General features: G+C 65.7%; 21 protein-coding genes and 1 tRNA gene. 15 read left to right on the plus strand and 7 right to left on the minus strand.

Going from position 1 to position 19,062, the window contains the following annotated elements; translation table 11 throughout:
* Positions 1-4 precede the first annotated feature (4 nt).
* The 3 genes from FLL57_RS20385 to FLL57_RS20395 all read right to left on the minus strand — a co-directional run bounded on the left by FLL57_RS20385 (position 5) and on the right by FLL57_RS20395 (position 3,133).
* Positions 5-1,645: a DUF6538 domain-containing protein gene (locus tag FLL57_RS20385; protein WP_185966163.1), complete on the minus strand. Its 1,641-nt coding sequence runs from the start codon at positions 1,643-1,645 to the stop codon at positions 5-7.
* Between the two features lie 97 nt (positions 1,646-1,742).
* Positions 1,743-1,832 (minus strand) — tRNA-Ser (locus FLL57_RS20390).
* Between the two features lie 155 nt (positions 1,833-1,987).
* Complete coding sequence (locus FLL57_RS20395) at positions 1,988-3,133, minus strand: ROK family protein (RefSeq protein WP_047308165.1); 1,146 nt, start codon at positions 3,131-3,133, stop codon at positions 1,988-1,990.
* A gap of 329 nt (positions 3,134-3,462) precedes the next feature.
* On the opposite strand from FLL57_RS20395, the gene rplU reads away from it, so the two are divergent.
* The 5 genes from rplU to FLL57_RS23420 all read left to right on the plus strand — a co-directional run bounded on the left by rplU (position 3,463) and on the right by FLL57_RS23420 (position 5,637).
* Complete coding sequence (rplU, locus tag FLL57_RS20400; RefSeq protein WP_047308166.1) at positions 3,463-3,843, plus strand: 50S ribosomal protein L21; 381 nt, start codon at positions 3,463-3,465, stop codon at positions 3,841-3,843.
* Between the two features lie 87 nt (positions 3,844-3,930).
* Positions 3,931-4,203 carry a 50S ribosomal protein L27 gene (gene rpmA / locus FLL57_RS20405; protein ID WP_013500321.1) on the plus strand — a complete coding sequence of 91 codons (273 nt, stop codon included), beginning with the start codon at positions 3,931-3,933 and terminating at the stop codon, positions 4,201-4,203.
* A gap of 135 nt (positions 4,204-4,338) precedes the next feature.
* Positions 4,339-4,938 (plus strand): GNAT family N-acetyltransferase, encoded by a 600-nt coding sequence (locus tag FLL57_RS20410; protein ID WP_142883877.1) that lies wholly within the window; start codon positions 4,339-4,341, stop codon positions 4,936-4,938.
* Between the two features lie 203 nt (positions 4,939-5,141).
* Positions 5,142-5,333 carry a hypothetical protein gene (locus FLL57_RS20415; protein WP_142883878.1) on the plus strand — a complete coding sequence of 64 codons (192 nt, stop codon included), beginning with the start codon at positions 5,142-5,144 and terminating at the stop codon, positions 5,331-5,333.
* 130 nt (positions 5,334-5,463) lie between these two features.
* Complete coding sequence (locus FLL57_RS23420; protein WP_185966164.1) at positions 5,464-5,637, plus strand: hypothetical protein; 174 nt, start codon at positions 5,464-5,466, stop codon at positions 5,635-5,637.
* On the opposite strand, the gene FLL57_RS20420 is transcribed toward FLL57_RS23420, so the two are convergent.
* Positions 5,638-6,537: a DMT family transporter gene (locus tag FLL57_RS20420; protein WP_047308173.1), complete on the minus strand. Its 900-nt coding sequence runs from the start codon at positions 6,535-6,537 to the stop codon at positions 5,638-5,640.
* Between the two features lie 151 nt (positions 6,538-6,688).
* Here FLL57_RS20420 and obgE point away from each other — a divergent pair, with 151 nt between their 5' ends.
* Together obgE and proB are read left to right on the plus strand one after the other, a co-directional pair.
* Complete coding sequence (gene obgE, locus FLL57_RS20425) at positions 6,689-7,750, plus strand: GTPase ObgE (protein ID WP_013500316.1); 1,062 nt, start codon at positions 6,689-6,691, stop codon at positions 7,748-7,750.
* A 157-nt stretch (positions 7,751-7,907) separates the two neighbouring features.
* A complete protein-coding gene (gene proB / locus FLL57_RS20430) occupies positions 7,908-9,038 on the plus strand; it encodes a glutamate 5-kinase (RefSeq protein WP_013500315.1) in 1,131 nt (376 codons plus the stop codon).
* Here the strand turns inward: proB and FLL57_RS20435 are convergent.
* Together FLL57_RS20435 and FLL57_RS20440 are read right to left on the minus strand one after the other, a co-directional pair.
* On the minus strand, positions 8,977-9,381 hold the full coding sequence (locus FLL57_RS20435) for a type II toxin-antitoxin system RelE/ParE family toxin (protein WP_349627444.1): 405 nt from the start codon (positions 9,379-9,381) through the stop codon (positions 8,977-8,979). The genes proB and FLL57_RS20435 overlap by 62 nt on opposite strands.
* A complete protein-coding gene (locus FLL57_RS20440; protein WP_142883879.1) occupies positions 9,326-9,607 on the minus strand; it encodes a type II toxin-antitoxin system ParD family antitoxin in 282 nt (93 codons plus the stop codon). Before FLL57_RS20440 ends, FLL57_RS20435 begins: the two co-directional genes overlap by 56 nt.
* A gap of 123 nt (positions 9,608-9,730) precedes the next feature.
* On the opposite strand from FLL57_RS20440, the gene FLL57_RS20445 reads away from it, so the two are divergent.
* The 8 genes from FLL57_RS20445 (at position 9,731) to FLL57_RS20480 (ending at position 17,850) form a co-directional block, all read left to right on the plus strand.
* A complete protein-coding gene (locus tag FLL57_RS20445) occupies positions 9,731-11,023 on the plus strand; it encodes a glutamate-5-semialdehyde dehydrogenase (RefSeq protein ID WP_142883880.1) in 1,293 nt (430 codons plus the stop codon).
* Between the two features lie 24 nt (positions 11,024-11,047).
* Positions 11,048-11,677, plus strand: coding sequence for a nicotinate-nucleotide adenylyltransferase (locus FLL57_RS20450; RefSeq protein WP_013500312.1), 630 nt, complete (start codon positions 11,048-11,050; stop codon positions 11,675-11,677).
* Between the two features lie 275 nt (positions 11,678-11,952).
* On the plus strand, positions 11,953-12,342 hold the full coding sequence (gene rsfS, locus FLL57_RS20455) for a ribosome silencing factor (RefSeq protein WP_041807647.1): 390 nt from the start codon (positions 11,953-11,955) through the stop codon (positions 12,340-12,342).
* A gap of 93 nt (positions 12,343-12,435) precedes the next feature.
* A complete protein-coding gene (rlmH, locus tag FLL57_RS20460; protein WP_041806963.1) occupies positions 12,436-12,918 on the plus strand; it encodes a 23S rRNA (pseudouridine(1915)-N(3))-methyltransferase RlmH in 483 nt (160 codons plus the stop codon).
* Between the two features lie 19 nt (positions 12,919-12,937).
* Entirely contained in the window at positions 12,938-14,338 is a 1,401-nt protein-coding gene (locus tag FLL57_RS20465; protein ID WP_013500309.1) for a murein hydrolase activator EnvC family protein, read from the plus strand.
* Positions 14,335-15,714, plus strand: coding sequence for a S41 family peptidase (locus FLL57_RS20470; protein ID WP_013500308.1), 1,380 nt, complete (start codon positions 14,335-14,337; stop codon positions 15,712-15,714). Before FLL57_RS20465 ends, FLL57_RS20470 begins: the two co-directional genes overlap by 4 nt.
* Positions 15,715-16,065: 351 nt before the next feature.
* Positions 16,066-17,304 carry a divergent polysaccharide deacetylase family protein gene (locus tag FLL57_RS20475; RefSeq protein WP_013500307.1) on the plus strand — a complete coding sequence of 413 codons (1,239 nt, stop codon included), beginning with the start codon at positions 16,066-16,068 and terminating at the stop codon, positions 17,302-17,304.
* 39 nt (positions 17,305-17,343) lie between these two features.
* Positions 17,344-17,850: an RNA pyrophosphohydrolase gene (locus tag FLL57_RS20480; RefSeq protein WP_142883881.1), complete on the plus strand. Its 507-nt coding sequence runs from the start codon at positions 17,344-17,346 to the stop codon at positions 17,848-17,850.
* Positions 17,851-17,916: 66 nt separating this feature from the next.
* Here the strand turns inward: FLL57_RS20480 and FLL57_RS20485 are convergent, their stop codons facing one another.
* Positions 17,917-18,987 (minus strand): glycosyltransferase, encoded by a 1,071-nt coding sequence (locus tag FLL57_RS20485; protein ID WP_142883882.1) that lies wholly within the window; start codon positions 18,985-18,987, stop codon positions 17,917-17,919.
* Positions 18,988-19,062 lie beyond the last annotated feature (75 nt).

Genomic DNA, 19,062 nt, shown 5'->3' on the forward strand with positions numbered 1-19,062 from the left:
CATTTCACATCGACGACGCCACCATATTCCTTCGAGCAGGTTTACGTTCCCCTGCGGGGGTGACGATCGCTGGAGCCTTCGGCTTTTTGGTCAACCAGTGCCCTGGATTCTTCCCTGCCCCGATATCTATCACTGGAATTTTCGATATCTCGCGATACTGCGACTGAGGTTTTCTTTCTCCGTACTTCCTTCCAACGGTGGCCGGCGCATGACCTAGAACATAGTCGAGGATCGATTCTCTCATATCGACTTCCTCCGCGATGGTGCGGAAACGATGCCGCCATGCGTGATTCGGGCTGATGTTTTTGTCCTTGATCCCAACTTCCTGACGGACCCATGCCGCGATCCGCTCGCCCACCTTCCGAAAAGTTGGGTTCTGATCTGATCCCTTACGCGGGGATTTCTTCGCACAGAACAAGGGCCCCGAGGATTTCAGTACAAAATCAACGAAGCCTTGGCGGACTAGCTCAGGATGGATTGCGATTTCGCGCTCGCCGCCTCCCTTAACAGTGCCAGCGTCTGGCGTTATTCGCAGCATCCAAACGCCGTCAACTTTGCGGACGTCCTGCTTGCGAAGCTGAGCCATTTCACCGACTCTGGCACCGGTATACGCACACAGCGACGGAATCCATCGCCGCGCGGCGCGGTGCTCAGCTCCTGCTCGATCAGACATGGGGATCAACGATGCACGCAAGATCAGCGTGGCTTCGCCTTCCGTGTACCCTCTCTTACCTGTTTCTTTCGGGACTTTGACCTTGATCCGCAATGCTGGATTCTCATCCAGTATGCCATTGCTGATAGCCCACTCGCACACGGCTTTAATAGAGGCGATATACGTCTCCCTGACCGATTTCATCGCTATGCCACGGGCGACCTGGCGATCCTTCCAAGCGATGCACCATGTACGCGTCAAATTCCGGATATCTGGCACCTCATCAGCGATCTTCGCCATGATGGGCCGCCACTTCTTGATTGTACCCGCGCCTAGGTTAGCTTCGCTCGCATATCTGTCGAAAACCTTGAGCAGATGAAAGTCGCCGGCTGGCGCTACTGACGCCGTTTGGATTTCCAAAGGAGGAAATCGACCTTCGTTCGGATCGGGGCGATAGTCGCCATCACGCATGCGATGGAGCTGCTCGCGGGCCTGCAGGACGGCCTTATCCACGGCCTTTCCAACCAGCTCCCGACTTTCGAGTGTCAGGATATAGCCGTGGGCGGATAACCATCCCTCGATGCGCTTGGCATTGCGCGAGGTCCGCAACTTCTCGATGAGAGCCGCGGTCGCCTTCTGGTCTTTGCCTGCGAAAGCCATCTTTGCCTTCCCGTGGAAAGCTTGGTCGATGAGAAGCGGGCCGATGCTCGCATTCTGCGGATCATCGTGGTGCTCATCCATCAGCGATCGATAGATTTCACCTGCGATAGCTTCGGCCTGCCGATGAGACAGAGATTGCGTTCCCTGACGGAGCCGATGCCATCGTTCCTCGACCTCTGCCGACACTCGCGCATGGGCGATCTTGGCCTCCGCGGGATCGCGGGTTCTCAGCGAGATCTTCTCTTCCAGTTTGCCGACGAGTGATCGGAGCGCTTTCGGAACGCGCTTTCGATACCAGTAGATGCCAGAGGAATGACGAATTGGACGCGACATGCGAAGGACCATATGTACCGCCGTTGTGTACCAATCGGCGATTTAAAAGTCCTTACAGCTCAATGATTTGAGCAGTTTCAATAGCTTATAAGGGCGATGGCGGAGAGGGAGGGATTCGAACCCCCGATAGGCTTGCACCTATGCCGCATTTCGAGTGCGGTGCATTCAACCACTCTGCCACCTCTCCTTGGTGCCAAAGCGGGCGATTCACGCCCGGTGGTTGGGGCGTGTTCTAGGCGAGGAGCGGCGGATAGACAAGGCGGGGTGCGGCGGATTTCTCTCCGGAATCGACCGGAGAACGCCAGATCGCCGCCCCCGCGCGGCGCCGGGAGCCGCGGGAGATCAGGCCTTCTCCTTGCTATCCTTGTCTTTTTTGCCCTTGTCCTTGTCTTTCTCCTTGTCCTTCTCGCGTTCCTTCTTCGCCTTGTCCTTGTCGCGGCGGTTGGTGAAGCGGGCGTTGCCGAGGCCGGTGCCGATCGTGAGCACGCCCCAGCGCTCGAATTCCTGCATGAACGGCACTTCGCTGAGGCCCTGGGCAACGCCGTCATTGTGCATCAGGATCGCGGTGTCGTGCTTGCCGATCATCGGGATGCCTTCGAGCAGGCTGCGCGGCAGGTGGAACTTGCTGCTCTCCCAATTGCCGGGCAGGTTCTGGGCGCCCTTTTCGATGCTGCCGTCGGCGTTGATCACGCCCGGACAGGAAATGCCGATGAACGGCGCCAGCTTGAAGCCTTCGTCTTCGGCCTGCGCGATCAGATCCTTCAGCATCCGCGTCAGCCGCTTCACCGCGCCCTCACGGGTCGGCTCGTCCTCGGCGTGGCGCCACAGGTCGGACTTCCAGACCGAGGCTTTCGACAGGTCCGGCGCCTTCTTCCAGGCGGTCTCGACCACGCCGCAGCGGATGTTGGAGCCGCCGATATCGACCGCCAGGATGCTGTCGTGCGCCTCGAAGATCCACGACGGCGCCAGATGCAGGCAGCCGATCAGCCCGGCCTCGTCGGGATGAAACCGGATCGGCACCAGATCGACCGCGTGGCCCTCCGCCTTCAGCAGAATGTCGGTGCGGGCGATCGCCAATTCGCCGACCCGGCTCTGGCGGAAGCCGCCACCGACCACGATACACTCGGTGTCGGCCCAGGCCTTGGTGCGCAGGAAGCGCTTGGTGACATAGGCAAGCTCCTGGGCGAAATCCTCGATCGCGCTGTGCACCACCGCCGCGGCGGCGACGTCGTCGCTGGTCAGAGCCTCGTCGAGCGCGCCTTTGGCGATCTTCTTGGTGTCCCGCCGACCAAAAGGATCGTCGCCCGCCTCGCGCAGCGGCTTGCGCCAATCGTCGAGCAGGCGCTGGAATGCGCCCCGGCACGCGCGGTCGCCGAGAAACCCGTCGTCGTCCTTGATCTCGATATTGTAGCTGTCGATCTCGACCGAAGGCAGGCGCGTCGCGCCATGCCCGGCGATGCCGGCATTGGTGGCGGTATCCTCAGCCATCTGGAGCCCCCCGTTCGAACCGATCGACAACGATCCCGGAACCGGTTGGTTGCATGCCCGCTCCGGCTCCGCCTGCCGGGCCGTCCGCCGCCGGCAGATTCGCGGCCGCGCCGCCTTGACGGCAGTGACCCGGCGGGTATAAGTCACGCACCGGCGCGGGCAGGTCTCGCGCCGGATTGTTTTTGTGCGGCCAGAGGCGTGTTTTCGCCCGGCTCAAGTCCGTCCGCACCGAAGCCGCGGCGCTTTCGTCGTCGCACCCCGTCATCGACTGACCAAAAAGCCGGCCCGGGTTCACCCGAGGCCGGGTTCGAACACGAAGGAACAAAAAGATGTTCGCAGTCATCAAAACCGGCGGCCGGCAGTACCGTGTCGTTCCGGAAGATGTGCTCGAAGTAGGCAAGCTCGACGGCGACGTCGGCACCATCATCCAGCTCGGCGAAGTGCTGGTGCTGGGCGGCGACACCCCGGTTCTCGGCGCGCCCACCGTGGCCGGCGCCACCGTGGCGGCCGAAGTGCTGGACCACAAGCGCGGTCCGAAGGTGATCGCGTTCAAGAAGCGCCGCCGCAAGCACTCCAAGCGCAAGCGCGGCTATCGCGATGAAATCACCGTGCTGCGGATCACCGAGATCCTCGCCGACGGCAAGCAGCCTTCGGTCGGTCCCCGCCCCAAGCGCGCCAAGGCGGCCCCGGCTGCGGAAGCTGCCGAGTAAGTCGGCGCGCAGCAGGCGTGACAAAAAAGCGGGATGATTCCGTAACGGGATTCATCTAAAAGGCATTTCGGATTTTGGAGACGAGCCATGGCTCATAAAAAAGCGGGCGGTTCCTCGCGCAACGGACGTGATTCCGCAGGCAAGCGTCTTGGCATCAAGGCGTTCGGCGGCGAGCGCGTGATTCCCGGCAACATCATTGCGCGTCAGCGCGGCACCCAGTGGCATCCCGGCCTCAACGTCGGCATGGGCACTGATCATACCTTGTTCGCCAAGGTGGAAGGCCACGTCGAATTCCGCGCCAAAGCCAACGGCCGCACCTACGTATCGGTACTCCCGATTGCGATGCAGGCGGCCGAATAGACGGTGGACCGAAAATATGTGTCCGCCGGGTCCTGTCAAACCGGCGGAGCACACCTAAGGGCTCCAGGGGAGGCGGGATAACCGGCCTCCCCTTTTTCTTTGCGTAGTTCTACGGCGCATCTTCAGGAGCCCGCCATGTTGCAGGAGATCCCGACCACCACGCCCTCGTTGCGCGAGGCGAGACCTTGCGTCCTCGAGACCGAGCGGCTGACGCTGCGCAAACCGGTGCTCGCGGACGTTCAGGCCATCGCTTCGCTCGCCAATGATCGCCGTGTCGTCGAGATGACCCGGCGGATGCCGTTCCCGTACACCCGCGACGACGCCGCGCGCTTCGTCACCGCGCTGCCCAAGGGCAACGACAGCGTGTTCCTGATCGAGGCCGAAGACCTGGAGCCGATCGGCCTGGTCGGCGTCGACTGGAGCGACCGCGATGCGCCGGAGCTCGGCTATTGGCTCGGCGTGCAGCATTGGGGCAACGGCTACGCCACTGAAGCTGCACGAGCGGTGATCGACTTCACGTTCGAAGTGCACGGCGCCAGGCAGATGATCTCCGGTGCCCGCGTCATCAATCCGGCGTCGCGCAACGTGCTGGAGAAGTGCGGCTTTCAATGGACCGGTGTCGAGCTGCACCGCTTCGACGCGATCGCGTCATCGAGCCCCGTCGACTGCTTCCGCCTGACCCGCGGGGTGTGGTCGTCGCTGAAGAAGTGGGGCACGACCAAGCGGCGGTGCTGACGCAGACGTCGTCGGGAGAGTGTACGCATCGGCCGGGCCGCGCCCCGGCCGATGCTGTTTCCGAGACAGTCGTATCAAGCCTCACCTTTGCTGTTACCCACCGCTTAACCACCGCCGGAGGAGAAGCAACCGACCTCGGTCGGAACCGAGTTCAGCGGGGCGGGCAAGCTGCGTAGGACGGACTTCCAAACAGGGAGTTCCAAATGTCCGCTCATCGCTACATCCAAGCCGTCCTCGCCCGCGACCTCGCCGAAGACATCAAGCCGCTCGCGCCCGCGACGATCGATCAGATCGAACGCGCCGCCGACCGCGCCGCGGAGGCCGATCAGCATCGCGAGCGGACCGAACAGCTCAGCTTCCGCTTCGTCGATCTAGACCGCCGGTTCGGTATCTGATCCTGGCGGACAGGGCGCGTTCAATCGGCGTTTAACCATCGCCGGCTGATCGCGCCGCCTCCAACTTCACGCATACGCGATCTTCATCAACTACGTGTAGTCAGGCGTCAGTTCGACCAGGGAGGTCCAGATGCCCGTTTCGCCCGACCAGGCCGTCGCCGTCCGCGACGTGCGCGACGAATTCCGTGCCGACCTCGACGCGTTCGAGGCGACCGAGCGCAAGCTGTTGATCGAGGAGCGCCGCGAACGTGCGCGCGTGCTCAGCGAGAGGTTCAACGGCCTGACGCTGCGCGTCAGCGAGTAGTCACACGGCCGGCGGACGGGCCGCACGCTCGCGCCAGCCGAGATAAAGCCCGGAGCCGACGATGATCGCCGCGCCCACCATCAGCGCATGCGACGGGACATCGCCGAACAGCAGCCAGCCGAACGCGGCGGCGAAGATGATCATCGTGTACTGATACGGCACCACCACGCTCGCCGGCGCCAGCCGCAGCGATCGGTTGACGCACAGCAGACCGACCGCCGACACCGCACCCGAAATCGCGAACCAGACCAGATCGCCGGGGGGCGGCGTCATCCAGCCCGACGGAGCCAGAACGAGGCCGAGCAGCAGCGTTCCGGCGAATTGCTGCGAGGCCAGCACCATGTCCGGGGTCTGGCGCAAGAACCGCGTCAGCAGCAGCAGCCCTGCGAACAGCACGCTGGCGAGGATCGCGATCAGCGCCGGCCAGCTCACGGTCTGGGCCGAGGGCTGCAGCGCGATCAGCACGCCGACGAAGCCGATCACGATCGCGATCGCCCGCGGCTTGTCGATCGGCTCGCCGAGAAACAGCGCAGCGCCGACGGAGACGAACAGCGAGGAGGCGAGATAGAAGGTGATGACGTCGGCGAGCGGCAGATAGACGGTGGCCAGATAGAACACCGCGACTTCGCAGGCGGCGATCAACGTCCGCGCCAGTTGCAGGCCCGGCCGCTCCAGCCGCGCGAACGCCTTGCGCTGACGCCAGATCAGCGGCGACAGCACCAGCAGCCCGGCCAGCGCCCGCAGCAGCAGCAATTGTCCGACCGAATAGGTCGCCACCACGGTCTTGCCGGCCGCGTCGGAGAACGAGAACGCCAGCATCGCCAGCAGCATCAGCAGGATGCCGGCGATCCGCGCGGTGCGCGGATCGGATGCGGTGGTGATTTTGGCGAACAGCCCCATATCTGCCCTGTCGGTCATGACCGGCGCTTATCGCGCCGCTGCGCGAACCGACGCAAGGCGTCGCAGCGTCGCTTCGACTTTCAGACTGCGGCAGCGGCCGGCGATGATCGAAGTATTGCCGCGCCCCCCGACCTTACGATACGGATGGCCCATGAAATTCCTCGATGAAGCCAAGGTTTACATTCGCTCCGGCGACGGCGGGAACGGCTGCGTGGCGTTCCGCCGCGAGAAGTTCATCGAGTTCGGCGGCCCCAATGGCGGCAATGGCGGCCGCGGCGGCGACATCATCGTCGAGGCGGCCGACGGCCTCAACACGCTGATCGACTACCGCTACCAGCAGCATTTCAAGGCGCCGAAAGGCGGCAACGGCATGGGTAGCGACCGCCACGGAGCCGGCGGCAAGGACGTCGTGATGAAGGTGCCGGTCGGCACCCAGATCTTCGACGAGGACAAGGAAACGCTGATTTACGACTTCACCAAGGTCGGCGAGCGGTTCGTGCTGGCGAAGGGCGGCAATGGCGGCTTCGGCAACGCCCATTTCAAATCCTCGACCAACCGCGCGCCGCGCCACGCCAACCCCGGCCTGCCCGGCGAGGAGCGCTGGATCTGGCTGCGGCTGAAGCTGATCGCCGATGCCGGCCTGGTCGGCCTGCCGAATGCCGGCAAATCGACCTTCCTGTCCAAGGTCAGCGCCGCCAAGCCGAAGATCGCCGACTATCCGTTCACGACGCTGCATCCGCAGCTTGGGGTGGTGAACAGCGACGGCCGCGAATTCGTTCTTGCCGATATTCCCGGCCTGATCGAAGGCGCCCATGAGGGCGCCGGCCTCGGCGACCGTTTTCTCGGCCATATCGAGCGCTGCCGGGTGCTGCTGCACCTGATCGACGCCACCTGCGAACACGCCGGCAAGGCCTACAAGACGGTGCGCGGCGAACTGGAAGCCTATGCCGACGCGCTGACGGACAAGATCGAGATCGTCGCGCTGAACAAGATCGACGCGGTCGATCCGGACGAATTGAAGAAGCAGAAGGACCGGCTGAAGCGGGCCGCCAAGAAGACGCCGCTGCTGCTGTCCGGCGTCACCGGCCGGGGCGTGCCGGAGGCGCTGCGGGCGCTGGTCGCGGTGATCGGCGAAGCGCCGGTCTCCGACAAGGCGATCGGCACCGCCGACAATCCGGCCGAAGCCAAACCGTGGGCGCCCCAGGACGCCTGAGCGGCCCCGCCATCCGGACCACCGCAAGCCCCGGTGACGACAGCTCTGCCGGTCCGTTCGCACGGCTTGCGCGAGCCGGCGCCGTGCTGCAAAACGAGCCTCTTCCCGCCAGTCGCCGCGCTTTAGCGCCCCGCGACGCTGTGATCGATATACTCCCATGGCCAGCCCCAAACTTCGCGATTTCCGCCGTATCGTCGTCAAGGTCGGCTCGTCGCTGCTGATCGATTCTGCCGCCGGTGAGGTGCGGGCCGGATGGCTGGCGGCGCTGGCCGCCGACATCGCCGAGCTGCATCGCGGCGGCCGCGACGTGATGGTGGTATCGTCCGGCTCGATCGCGTTGGGCCGCAGCCGCCTGAAGCTGCCGCGCGGCCCGCTGAAACTCGAGGAAAGCCAGGCCGCCGCCGCGGTCGGCCAGATCGAACTGGCACGAACCTGGTCCGAAGTGCTCGGCGCCCACGGCATCGGCGCCGGCCAGATCCTGGTGACGTTCCAGGACACAGAAGAGCGACGGCGCTACCTCAACGCCCGCTCGACCATCGGCAAGCTGCTGGAATGGCACGCGGTGCCGGTGATCAACGAGAACGACACCGTCGCGACGACCGAAATCCGCTACGGCGACAACGACCGGCTCGCGGCCCGGGTCGCCACGATGGCCAGCGCCGATCTGCTGATCCTGCTGTCCGACATCGACGGGCTGTACACCGCACCGCCCGGCAGTGATCCCGACGCCACGCTGATCCCGGTGGTCGAAGCGATCACCGCCGAGATCGAAGGGATGGCCGGGGCGGCCGGTTCGGAGCTTTCGCGCGGCGGCATGCGCACCAAGATCGAGGCGGCCAAGATCGCGACCTCCGCCGGGACGCATATGCTGATCGCCTCCGGCAAGATCGATCACCCGCTCAAGGCGATCGCCGAGGGCGGCAAGTGCACCTGGTTCCTGACCCCCGCCAATCCGGTCACGGCGCGCAAGCGCTGGATCGCCGGATCGCTGGAGCCGAAAGGAACGCTGACGATCGACGCCGGCGCGGTCAGCGCGCTACGTGCCGGCAAGAGCCTGCTGCCGGCCGGCGTGATCCGGGTCGACGGCCAGTTCTCGCGCGGCGATGCGGTGATCGTGCGCGGGCCGGATACTCACGAGATCGGCCGCGGCCTGGTCGCGTACGACGCCGAGGATGCCGAGAAGATCAAAGGCCGGTCGTCCCCCGACGTGATGATGATTCTCGGAATCACCGGCCGCGCCGAGATGATCCATCGCGACGACCTGGTGGTCGGGACGGCGCCGGCGTGATCAGGGCGCGATATCCTTGGGCGTAATGTCCTGGCGCCCGTGCAGCACACGCGCAATCCGAATGGCTCCCGCCTCGGCCGTAGAAGACCAGGTAACTACCGACAGGAAAACTCCGGACCGTTGGTGACAGTTCCGGGCGCCGCCGACCTGCACCAGGATTCGGCGTGAGCAGGTCGAACGTTTGGGTGATCAATTCGATCACTGCATCAGCAGCGTGTTCGTTATCAGTTGCAATAAATGACCAGATCTGGTCGAGGTCGGTGCGCGCGCGTGGACTTAGGCGACGATTAAGAAACACCTTTGGAGGCTGCTGCGCGCGCAGCAGCGAGCCTCTCCCGTCCACGTCGCTTCACATCCTCAGCCAAGGTCTTGGCGTCGAACTCCTCGCCCGGCCCGCTGTCCAGCCCCTTCTGGATCTCCGCCCGGAGCGCCTTGAGCTTGGCTTCGCGCGCCTGCATCTGGCGCAGGCTTTCCCGCACGACGTCGCCCGCGGTCTCGTAGCGACCGCTTTCGACCAGGCTGTCGACGAACGCCGCGGAGTGCTCGTCGAGGGTGTAGCTGCCGGCCATGGGAGCCTCCTTGAGCAGATTTCAGAAGGATAGGGATCACCCGGTTTCCCTGCAACCGGCTTGGCGTACCGGCATTTTCCTCCTATTTACATGACGTAACTCGGATTTTTCAGGCTCCAGCCCATGACCGCCTCGCTCAAAGCCATCGACGGCAGCGCCGAACTGACGACGCTGATGACCGACCTGGGCCGCCGGGCCCGCGCCGCGGCCCGGATCCTGGCGCTGGCGCCGCCGGAGCAGAAGAACCGCGCGCTGGAAGCGATGGAGCGGGCGATCCGCACCCATGCCGACAAGATCCTGGCGGCGAATGCCGAGGATGTCGCCGACGCCAAAGCGGCCGGTACCACCTCGGCATTTCTGGACCGTCTGACGCTGACGCCCGCGCGGGTGGAGGCGATGGCCGAAGGCATCGCGGTGGTGCGCGGCATCCCCGACCCGATCGGCGCCGTCACCGAGAGCTGGCAGCGGCCGAACGGCATGACCATCGAACGCGTCCGGGTGCCGCTCGGCGTCGTCGCGGTGATTTATGAGAGCCGCCCCAATGTCACCGCCGACGCCGGCGTGCTGTGCCTGAAGTCCGGCAATGCCGTGATCCTGCGCGGCGGCTCCGAGAGCTTCCGCTCCGGCCGTGCGATTCACGACTGCCTGGTGCAGGGCCTGCGCGAAGCCGGGCTGCCGGACGCGGCGATTAGTTTGGTGCCGACCCGCGACCGCGCCGCGGTGGGGCTGCTGCTCGCCGGCCTCGATGGCGCGGTCGACGTCATCGTGCCGCGCGGCGGCAAGAGTCTGGTGGCGCGCGTCGAAAGCGAGGCGCGGGTGCCGGTGTTCGCGCATCTCGAAGGCGTCAATCACGTCTATGTCGATCGCAGTGCCGATCCGGCGATGGCCAAGGCGATCGTGCTCAACGCCAAGATGCGCCGCACCGGCGTCTGCGGCGCGGCCGAAACGCTGCTGATCGATCGCGCCGGCGCTGCGACGCATCTGGCGCCGCTGGTGACGATGCTGATCGACTCAGGGTGCGAAGTGCGCGGCGATCAGGCGGTGCAACAGGTCGATCCCCGGGTGAAGCCGGCGAGCGACGAGGACTGGGACACCGAGTATCTCGATGCAGTGATCGCCGCCAAGCTGGTCGACGGCGTCGATGCGGCGATCGCCCATATCCACGATCACGGCTCGCACCACACCGACGCGATCGTCGCCGAGGATACGCAGGCCGCCGCGAAGTTTCTCAGCGAGGTCGATTCTGCGATCGTGCTGCACAACGCCTCGACGCAGTTCGCCGACGGCGGTGAGTTCGGCTTCGGCGCCGAGATCGGAATCGCCACCGGCAAATTCCACGCCCGCGGGCCGGTCGGCGCCGAGCAGCTCACCACCTTCAAGTATCGCATCCACGGCAGCGGGCAGACCCGGCCGTGATGCCGCCGCGCCGCCGAGGCTGAGGTGACGCCGGATCTCGCCGCGGCGCGCCGCGCGATTCCGCCGTTCACGCCCGGGATGCGGATCGGGCTGCTCGGCGGCTCGTTCAATCCGCCGCATCTGGCGCATCGCGCGATCAGCCAGTTCGCGATCAAGCGGCTGGGGCTCGACCGGGTGTGGTGGCTGGTGTCGCCCGGCAATCCGCTGAAGGACGTCTCCGGGCTACGCGAGATCGACGCCCGCGTGGCCGCCGCGCAGGCGATCGCGGACGATCCGCGGATCCAGGTCAGCCGTCTCGAAGCCGTCATCGGCACCCGCTACACTGCCGACACTCTTCGCTATCTGCGCCGGCATTGTCCCGGCGCTCGCTTTGTCTGGATCATGGGCGCCGACAATCTGGCTCAGTTCCATCGCTGGCAGCAGTGGCAGCAGATCGCCGCCGAGATTCCGATTGCGGTGATCGACCGTCCGCCGACCAGCCTGCGCGCCCTGGCGGCTCCCGCTGCGCAGCGTCTGATGCGCATGCGACTTCCTGCCGACGCGGCAACGACGCTGGCCGATCATCCGCCTCCAGCCTGGGTGTTTCTCACCGGGCTGAAATCGCCGGTGTCATCGACGGCGTTGCGGAACCCCGATGGAAGCTGGAAAGCATGATGACCGCGCCCGCTGGACTCCAGGCGCGGCGCTCCCCACATCGGACGTGTGACATTTGCGCGACTGCGCGGCGGCGCTGCGGGTGCTTACGGTTGCGCCGATTCCACTTTGCTGGAAATTGCTCTAGAATGACCTGTGGGCACCGGGAGTCGGCACCCACGATACAGTGAAAGGAAAGGTCCCTGACCACGTCTGTATTGTCCACGTCGGCTTTGCCGAAATCGGTCGCGGCAAAGGCATCGCGGTCCGCGTCAACCAGGACTGCGCCAGGACCGATCCCCGAGGCGATCCTTTCGGATGCGGCGCCAGTCAAGGCTGCGCCGGATGCGGAAGCGACGCTGAAACTGATCCTCTCCCGCCTCGACGACATGAAGGCGGAAGAAACGGTAACGATCGACCTCCGCGGCAAATCCGCGATGTTCGACTACGTGGTCGTCAGCAGCGGGCGAGCTAATCGTCACGTCGGCGCGATCGCCGAGAACGTCGTCAAGGCGCTCAAGCAGGCCGGCATCGCCGCCCCGCACGTCGAAGGCTTGCCGAATTGCGATTGGGTGCTGATCGACAGCGGCGACGTCGTACTGCACGTCTTCCGTCCCGAGGTCCGCGAATTCTACAACCTCGAGCGGTTGTGGACTCAGGGACCGGCGCCGGCCAAGACGCTGTAGCCATCGCACCCCCTCTTTTGGGGGGCGGCGCGGCTGACGACGGGTGTCTGACGGATGAGGAGCGCGGCTCTCGCGCAAGGGGCGCGTGAGCCGATGCGACTGATGATCCTTGCGGTCGGAAAACTGAAACAGGGGCCGGAGCGGGAGCTGGCGGAACGCTATCGCGCGCGGTTCGATGATCTCGGCCGCAAGCTCGGCTTCCGTGGCCTCGATGTTCATGAAATCGCTGAAAGCCGCGCCCGCGAGGCGCCGGCCAGGATGGCGGAGGAAGCCTCGGCAATCACCGGCCATGTCCCCGACGGCGCCGTGCTGGTGACGCTCGACGAGCGTGGCCAGAGCCTCGGCAGCACGGCCTTCGCCACCCAGCTCGGGCGGTGGCGGGACGAGCAGGTGCCCGGTACTATTTTCGTGATCGGCGGTGCGGACGGACTTTCGCCCGAATTGCGGCGCAAGGCAAAGTTGAGCCTGTCGTTCGGCGCTGCGACCTGGCCGCACCAGTTGGTCCGCGTGCTGCTGTTGGAGCAGATCTATCGGGCCGCGACGATCTTGGCGGGACATCCTTATCATCGTGCGTAATCGACGCCGTAGTGAACCGATGCATGCACCGCGCCACAGGGCTGCGAGGGACAGATCGGCTGCCGGCCCCTGGGGACGAGCGGCGCTGTTGTCTGCTGGCCTTGCGGCGGGCGGCCTGCTCGCGCACGGCCTTGCGCCCCGGCAGGCCGCGTTGATCGCCGCAGCCCAGGCACAGACGGCACCGGCCGCGACCACGGCCTCGCCCTCGATGGCCGACCTGATCAAGCAGCACGAACAGGAACTCGAGGCGGCGCGGGCGCAGCAGAAGAGCGCAGCCGAGCAGCAGGACCGGCTCAAGGCCGATCTCGCCGCGATCGGGGCCGACCGCACCAAGCTCAATCAGGAACTGATCGACGTCGCCGCCAAGGTACGCACGATCGAAACCCGGATCAGCGACGCCGAAGCCCGGTTGCGGCCGCTGGACGCCCGCGAAAACGAGATCCGCAGCTCCCTGGATCAGCGCCGCGACGAGATCGGGGAAGTGCTGGCGGCGCTGCAACGCGCCGGCCGACGCGCCCCGCCGGCGCTGCTGGTGCGGCCGGAGGATGCATTGGAGTCGCTGCGCACCGCGATCCTGTTAGGTGCCGTAGTACCGGAATTGCGAACCCGTGCCGAACGGCTCGCCACCGACCTCGGCGAATTGATCGCCGTGCGCCAGAAGATCGCCGCCGAACGCGATCAGCTCGCCGCCGACCGCAGCCGGCTGGGCTCGGACCAGACCCGCCTCGCCGCGCTGGTCGAGGAACGACAGCGGCAGCAGAGCGCGGTCGAAAGGGACATCGACGCCGAGCGCGGCCGGGCGCTGACATTGTCGCGCCAGGTCGACAGCCTGCAGGGCCTGATCGCCAAAATGGAACAGGACCTGAAGAGCGCCGCCAAGGCCGCAGCGGTCGCCGGACAGAAGGGCGCCCCCACCTCGCCGGGCGGCAAGCCGGATCTCGCCGCGCTGAAGGATCCGGGCCGGCTCAGCCCGGCAATCGCCTTCGCTTCGGCCAAGGGCATGCTGCCGTTTCCTGTGAACGGCGCCAAGATCCGTGATTTCGGACGCCCGGACGGGGTCGGCGGCGTCGAGCGCGGGATCTCGTTGTCGACGCGGCCGGGCGCGCAGATCACCACACCCTGCGACGGCTGGGTGGTCTATGCCGGCCCATTTCGCTCCTATGGACAACTCTTGATCCTCAATGCCGGTGGCGGGTATCATGTCCTCATCGCCGGGATGGAGCGCATTTCAGTCAATATCGGCCAGTTCGTGCTCACGGGAGAGCCGGTCGCGACCATGGGGTCGACCTCGCGGGTCGCCTCGATCCTCGCAGCCAACGCCAGTCAGCCCGTGCTCTACGTCGAGTTCCGTAAAGACGGCACTCCCATCGATCCAGGTCCATGGTGGGCCGCAAATGAAGGCGAGAAGGTTCGCGGATGATGCGCAAGACTTCGGTAATCCTCCTCAGTGCCGTCACCGGTGCCGCACTGACGCTCTTCGTGACCCAGCCGCGCACGATGCTGATGGGCGCCAGCGCCCGTGCCGCCACCTCCGACACCTATCGCCAGCTCAACCTGTTCGGCGACGTGTTCGAGCGCGTGCGCAGCGACTACGTCGAAAAGCCCGACGACTCCAAACTGATCGAATCCGCGATCAGCGGCATGCTGACCGGACTCGACCCGCATTCGAGCTACATGGACGCCAAGAGCTTCCGTGACATGCAGGTGCAGACCCGCGGCGAGTTCGGCGGTCTGGGCATCGAAGTCACGATGGAAGACGGCCTGATCAAGGTGGTATCACCGATCGACGATACCCCGGCATCCAAGGCCGGCATCCTGGCCAACGACATCATCACCAATCTCGACGACGAAGCGGTGCAGGGCCTGACGCTGAACCAGGCGGTCGAGAAGATGCGCGGCCCCGTCAACACCAAGATCCGGCTGAAGATCGTCCGCAAGGGCCAGGACGCTCCGATCGAAGTGACGCTGGTGCGTGACAACATCCGCGTCCGCTCGGTGCGGGCCCGGGTCGAGGACAGCGACATCGGCTACATCCGCATCACCACCTTCAACGAGCAGACCACCGAGGGGCTCAAGAAGGAGATCACCAACCTCACCAATCAGATCGGTGCCGACAAGCTGAAGGGCTTCATCCTCGATCTGCGCAACAATCCGGGCGGCCTGCTCGAGGAGGCGGTGACCGTCTCCGACGCGTTCCTCGATCGCGGCGAGATCGTCTCGACCCGCGGCCGCAATGCCGAAGAAACCCAGCGCCGCTCCGCCCATGCGGGCGACCTGACCAAGGGCAAGCCGGTGATCGTGCTGATCAACGGCGGCTCGGCTTCGGCTTCCGAAATCGTCGCCGGCGCGCTGCAGGATCACAAGCGGGCCACCGTGGTCGGCACCCGGTCGTTCGGCAAGGGCTCGGTGCAGACCATCATTCCGCTCGGCTCCGGCAACGGCGCGCTGCGGCTGACCACGGCGCGCTACTACACGCCGTCGGGCAAGTCGATCCAGGCCAAGGGCATCACCCCGGACATCGAGGTGATGCAGGACGTGCCCGCCGACATCAAGGCGCGGACCGACACCAAGGGCGAAGCCTCGCTGCGCGGCCACCTGAAGGGCGCCGATGGCGACGAGAAGACCGGCTCGCAATCCTACGTGCCGCCGGAAGCCAAGGACGACAAGGCGCTGAAGGCCGCGGCCGACATGCTCCACGGCATCAAGGTCAACGCGACCGCGCCGGTGGCGGACAAGCAGACCAACGGCGACAAGGCCGCGGTCGACAAGCCGGCCGGCAACAAGGCGGCGAACTGATCGGTCGGCGTTTCCGGCTTCATTCGTTTGCTGAAAGGCCGGCCCCTGGCAGGCCGTGTGAAAAGTCGAAGGCTCCGGTTTTCCGGGGCCTTTTTCTTTGGCGAGATGGTTGTTGGCTCAGGCGAGGCTGGTTCGCAAAGTGGCGGCGCCGACGAGATTGATGGCGCGCAGGATATTGTAGGCGAGGACGCTGAGGGCGGCTTCGTTGCTGACCTTTTGGCGGCCCCGGGTGAGGAATCGTCCCCCTCGGTCCCCCTTTTTGCTGCCCGGCTCGCGTGCCGGCGGCGGGCGACGTCGAGCGCCGCCGTGTCGTGCTATCGTCGCAGCGACTGATTCGGGAGATCGTTGGTAGTGGCGGCGGACGAACTGAGCACCCCGCTGGGTCAGAAGCGCAGCCGCTGGCAGCGACTGCGCCACTATCGGCTGCCGTTCAACGCGACGCAGGCGATCGCGACGCTGCTCGGCGTCTTTGTCCTCGCCTTCCTCGGCTTCGCGATCTTCAGCCACGATCCGCTCGGTGGCGAGCCGGTGGTCCGCCTCGAGATCCCGCCTGCGGCCGATGCCCCGAAGCAGGCGGCCGCCGCGCCGGCAAAGGCCCCGGACGGCAAGGCGGAGAACGCCCCCGCCGCCGGCCCGGACCAGCACGGCGGCAAGCAAGCCGCACCGGGGCAGAAGACCATCACCATCATCGACGGCTCCAAGGGCACCCGGCAGGACGTCGTGGTCGGAGCCGACACGGCGGACAAATCGGAGCCGCCGGGCGGCGCGAGCGCGGTTGCGGCCGACGGCATCAACCCGAAACTGCTGGAACAGTCGCGCTACGGCATGATCCCGGTGATGGCCGGGGGCCTGAAGCCGTTCAATGCCTACGCCATGGCGACGGACGCCGAGCGCGCCAAGGCCGAGCGGATGCCGACGGTGACGATCGTGGTCGGCGGCCTGGGGATCGGCGCGGCGCGCACCAACGACGCGGTGATGAAGCTGCCGGCGCCGGTGACGCTCGCTTTCACGCCCTACGGCTCCGATCCCGGGAAGCTGGCGACCGAGGCGCGGGCCAAGCGTCACGAGATCATTCTGCAGATCCCGATGGAGCCGTTCGATTATCCGGACAACGACCCCGGACCGCAGACGCTGCTGACCTCCAGCGCGCCGGAGCAGAATCTCGACCGGCTGAATTGGCATCTCAGCCGGATCCAGGGCTATGTCGGCCTGTCGAATTTCATGGGCGCGCGGTTCGTCGCCACCGAGCCGGCGATGCAGGCGATCATTCGCGACGCCGCCAAACGCGGCCTCGGCTATCTGGACGACGGCACCGCTCCGCGCAGCGTCGCCGGAACCTTGGCGAACTCGCTGGCGATCCCGTTCGCGAGGGCCGACCTCACGATCGATCAGGTACCCGCCGGCGCCGACATCGACAAGGCGCTGACACGGCTTGAGAGCATCGCCAAGGAGCGCGGCAGCGCCATCGGCATGGCTTCTGCGCTTCCCGTGACGATTGAACGAATTGTCAACTGGAGCAAGAGCTTGGAGAGTCGGGGCATCGTCCTGGTGCCATTGACAACAGCGATGCTGAAATCAAAATCAAGTTGAGACCACCCTGCTCTTGGGGATGCGGAAGGCACTGACGGAATGGCCCGCTACGAAGACCAGCCCTATCGAACCTGCGTCGGCGTGATGCTGATCAACCGGGAGGGTCTCGTTTTCATCGGGCGCCGCGCCGGCGGCATCGAACACGTCGACGACACCCATGTCTGGCAGATGCCGCAAGGCGGCGTCGATCCGGGCGAAGACACCTGGGAAGCCGCCAAGCGCGAGCTGTACGAAGAGACCAGCGTCCATTCGGTCGAGAAACTCGCCGAGGTGCCGGATTGGCTGATCTACGATATCCCCCGCACCGTGGCCGGCCGCGCCTGGAAGGGGCGCTACCGCGGTCAGCGCCAGAAATGGTTCGCGGCTCGCTTCATCGGGACGGATTCCGAAATCAACGTCGCCCACCCCGGCGGCGGGCACAAGCCGGAGTTCACGAGCTGGCGCTGGGAGCCGATGCACAATCTCCCGGAGCTGATCGTGCCGTTCAAGCGCCCGGTCTATGAGCGCGTCGTCAAGGAATTCTCCCAGCTCGCCGCGGCGGTGTGAGGCGACCGACGACCTTCGTTCGTCATTGCGAGCGCAGCAATCCAGGGCTCGGCGGCAGCGGGGCCGTCACCTCGCCGCGATCGCGGCCTGCAGGATGTGGTCGCAGTGCGCCTTCACGGTGTGATGGGCGAAGACGTGGTCGCGGGCAGCCAATGCCATGCGGCGCAGCTTGCCCTTGTCCGCCAGCGCTGAGGTGACGGCACGCTCCAGCCCGCCCGGTTCGATGTCGTAGTACACGCCGTGCTCACCGGAGAGCAGCGGTGCGTAGCGCAGGATGGTCGGGTTGTTCATCAGCGGCACCGACTGCACGATCGGCGCTTCGTAGTGCCGGTAGCAGTCCCAGCCCATGCCTTCCGGCGACCACGCCAGCCAGGAATGCGACATCCGCTCCATGAAGGCGTCGTAGGGCAGCCGCTCGGTCGGCTGATCGATCCGCACCCCCGCCGCCCGCAGCCGCTCCAGCTCCGGCAGGCCGTCCCGCCGCACCGTCGAATTGCCGTCGACCGAGCCGATGAAGAAGATGTCGTGGGTCTTCTCGGGAAACGGCGCGTCGCGCCAGCGTGCGTCGAACCGGAACTGCGGCAACGAGATCGGCTGCAGCCTGTCGATCCGTCGCTGCCATTTCTCGCTGCGGCGATAGCGCAGCGTCGGCAGATGCGGATGCACCGTGCCAGCCAGCGCCTGCCATTTGTCGCACGGCAGCTCGCGCTTGAAATACGCCTGGGCCTTGTCGAGCAGGAAGACGCTGCTCTTCGAGATCGCGAAGTGATCGTCCATCTCGACCGCGACAAGCGGCACCGGCGACTTCACCCAGCGGAACATGCTGGGGCCGAACTGCCGGGTCAGCGCCGCCCAGGGATTGGCCGGGGTGTAGAAGATGCCGCGCGCCCAATAGCGCGGATGCCACGGCGAGTAGCGCAGGCTGTTGACCACCACGACATCGTATTCGCCGCGGTCGGCGGCGCGCAATTCGCGCAGCACGCGGTCGGGCGTCGAGAAGCCGTCGAGCTTGCCGAAATCGCCGGTCAGCTTGGTCCAGGTCCACAGACAGGTGGTTCGCTCGGGATATTGCAGTTTGAAATAGCCGCCGCCGATTTCGAGAATGCGGAGCTTGGAGGTATCGACGGGCGCGGTCATGGGGCGAAATCGCCTGGCGTGGGATCGCGGGCAGGCGCGAGGCGCCCCGGACGTCGGCGCAGGGCCGGTTTCGGC

It is taken from the genome of Rhodopseudomonas palustris (assembly GCF_007005445.1).
GTDB lineage: Bacteria > Pseudomonadota > Alphaproteobacteria > Rhizobiales > Xanthobacteraceae > Rhodopseudomonas > Rhodopseudomonas palustris_G.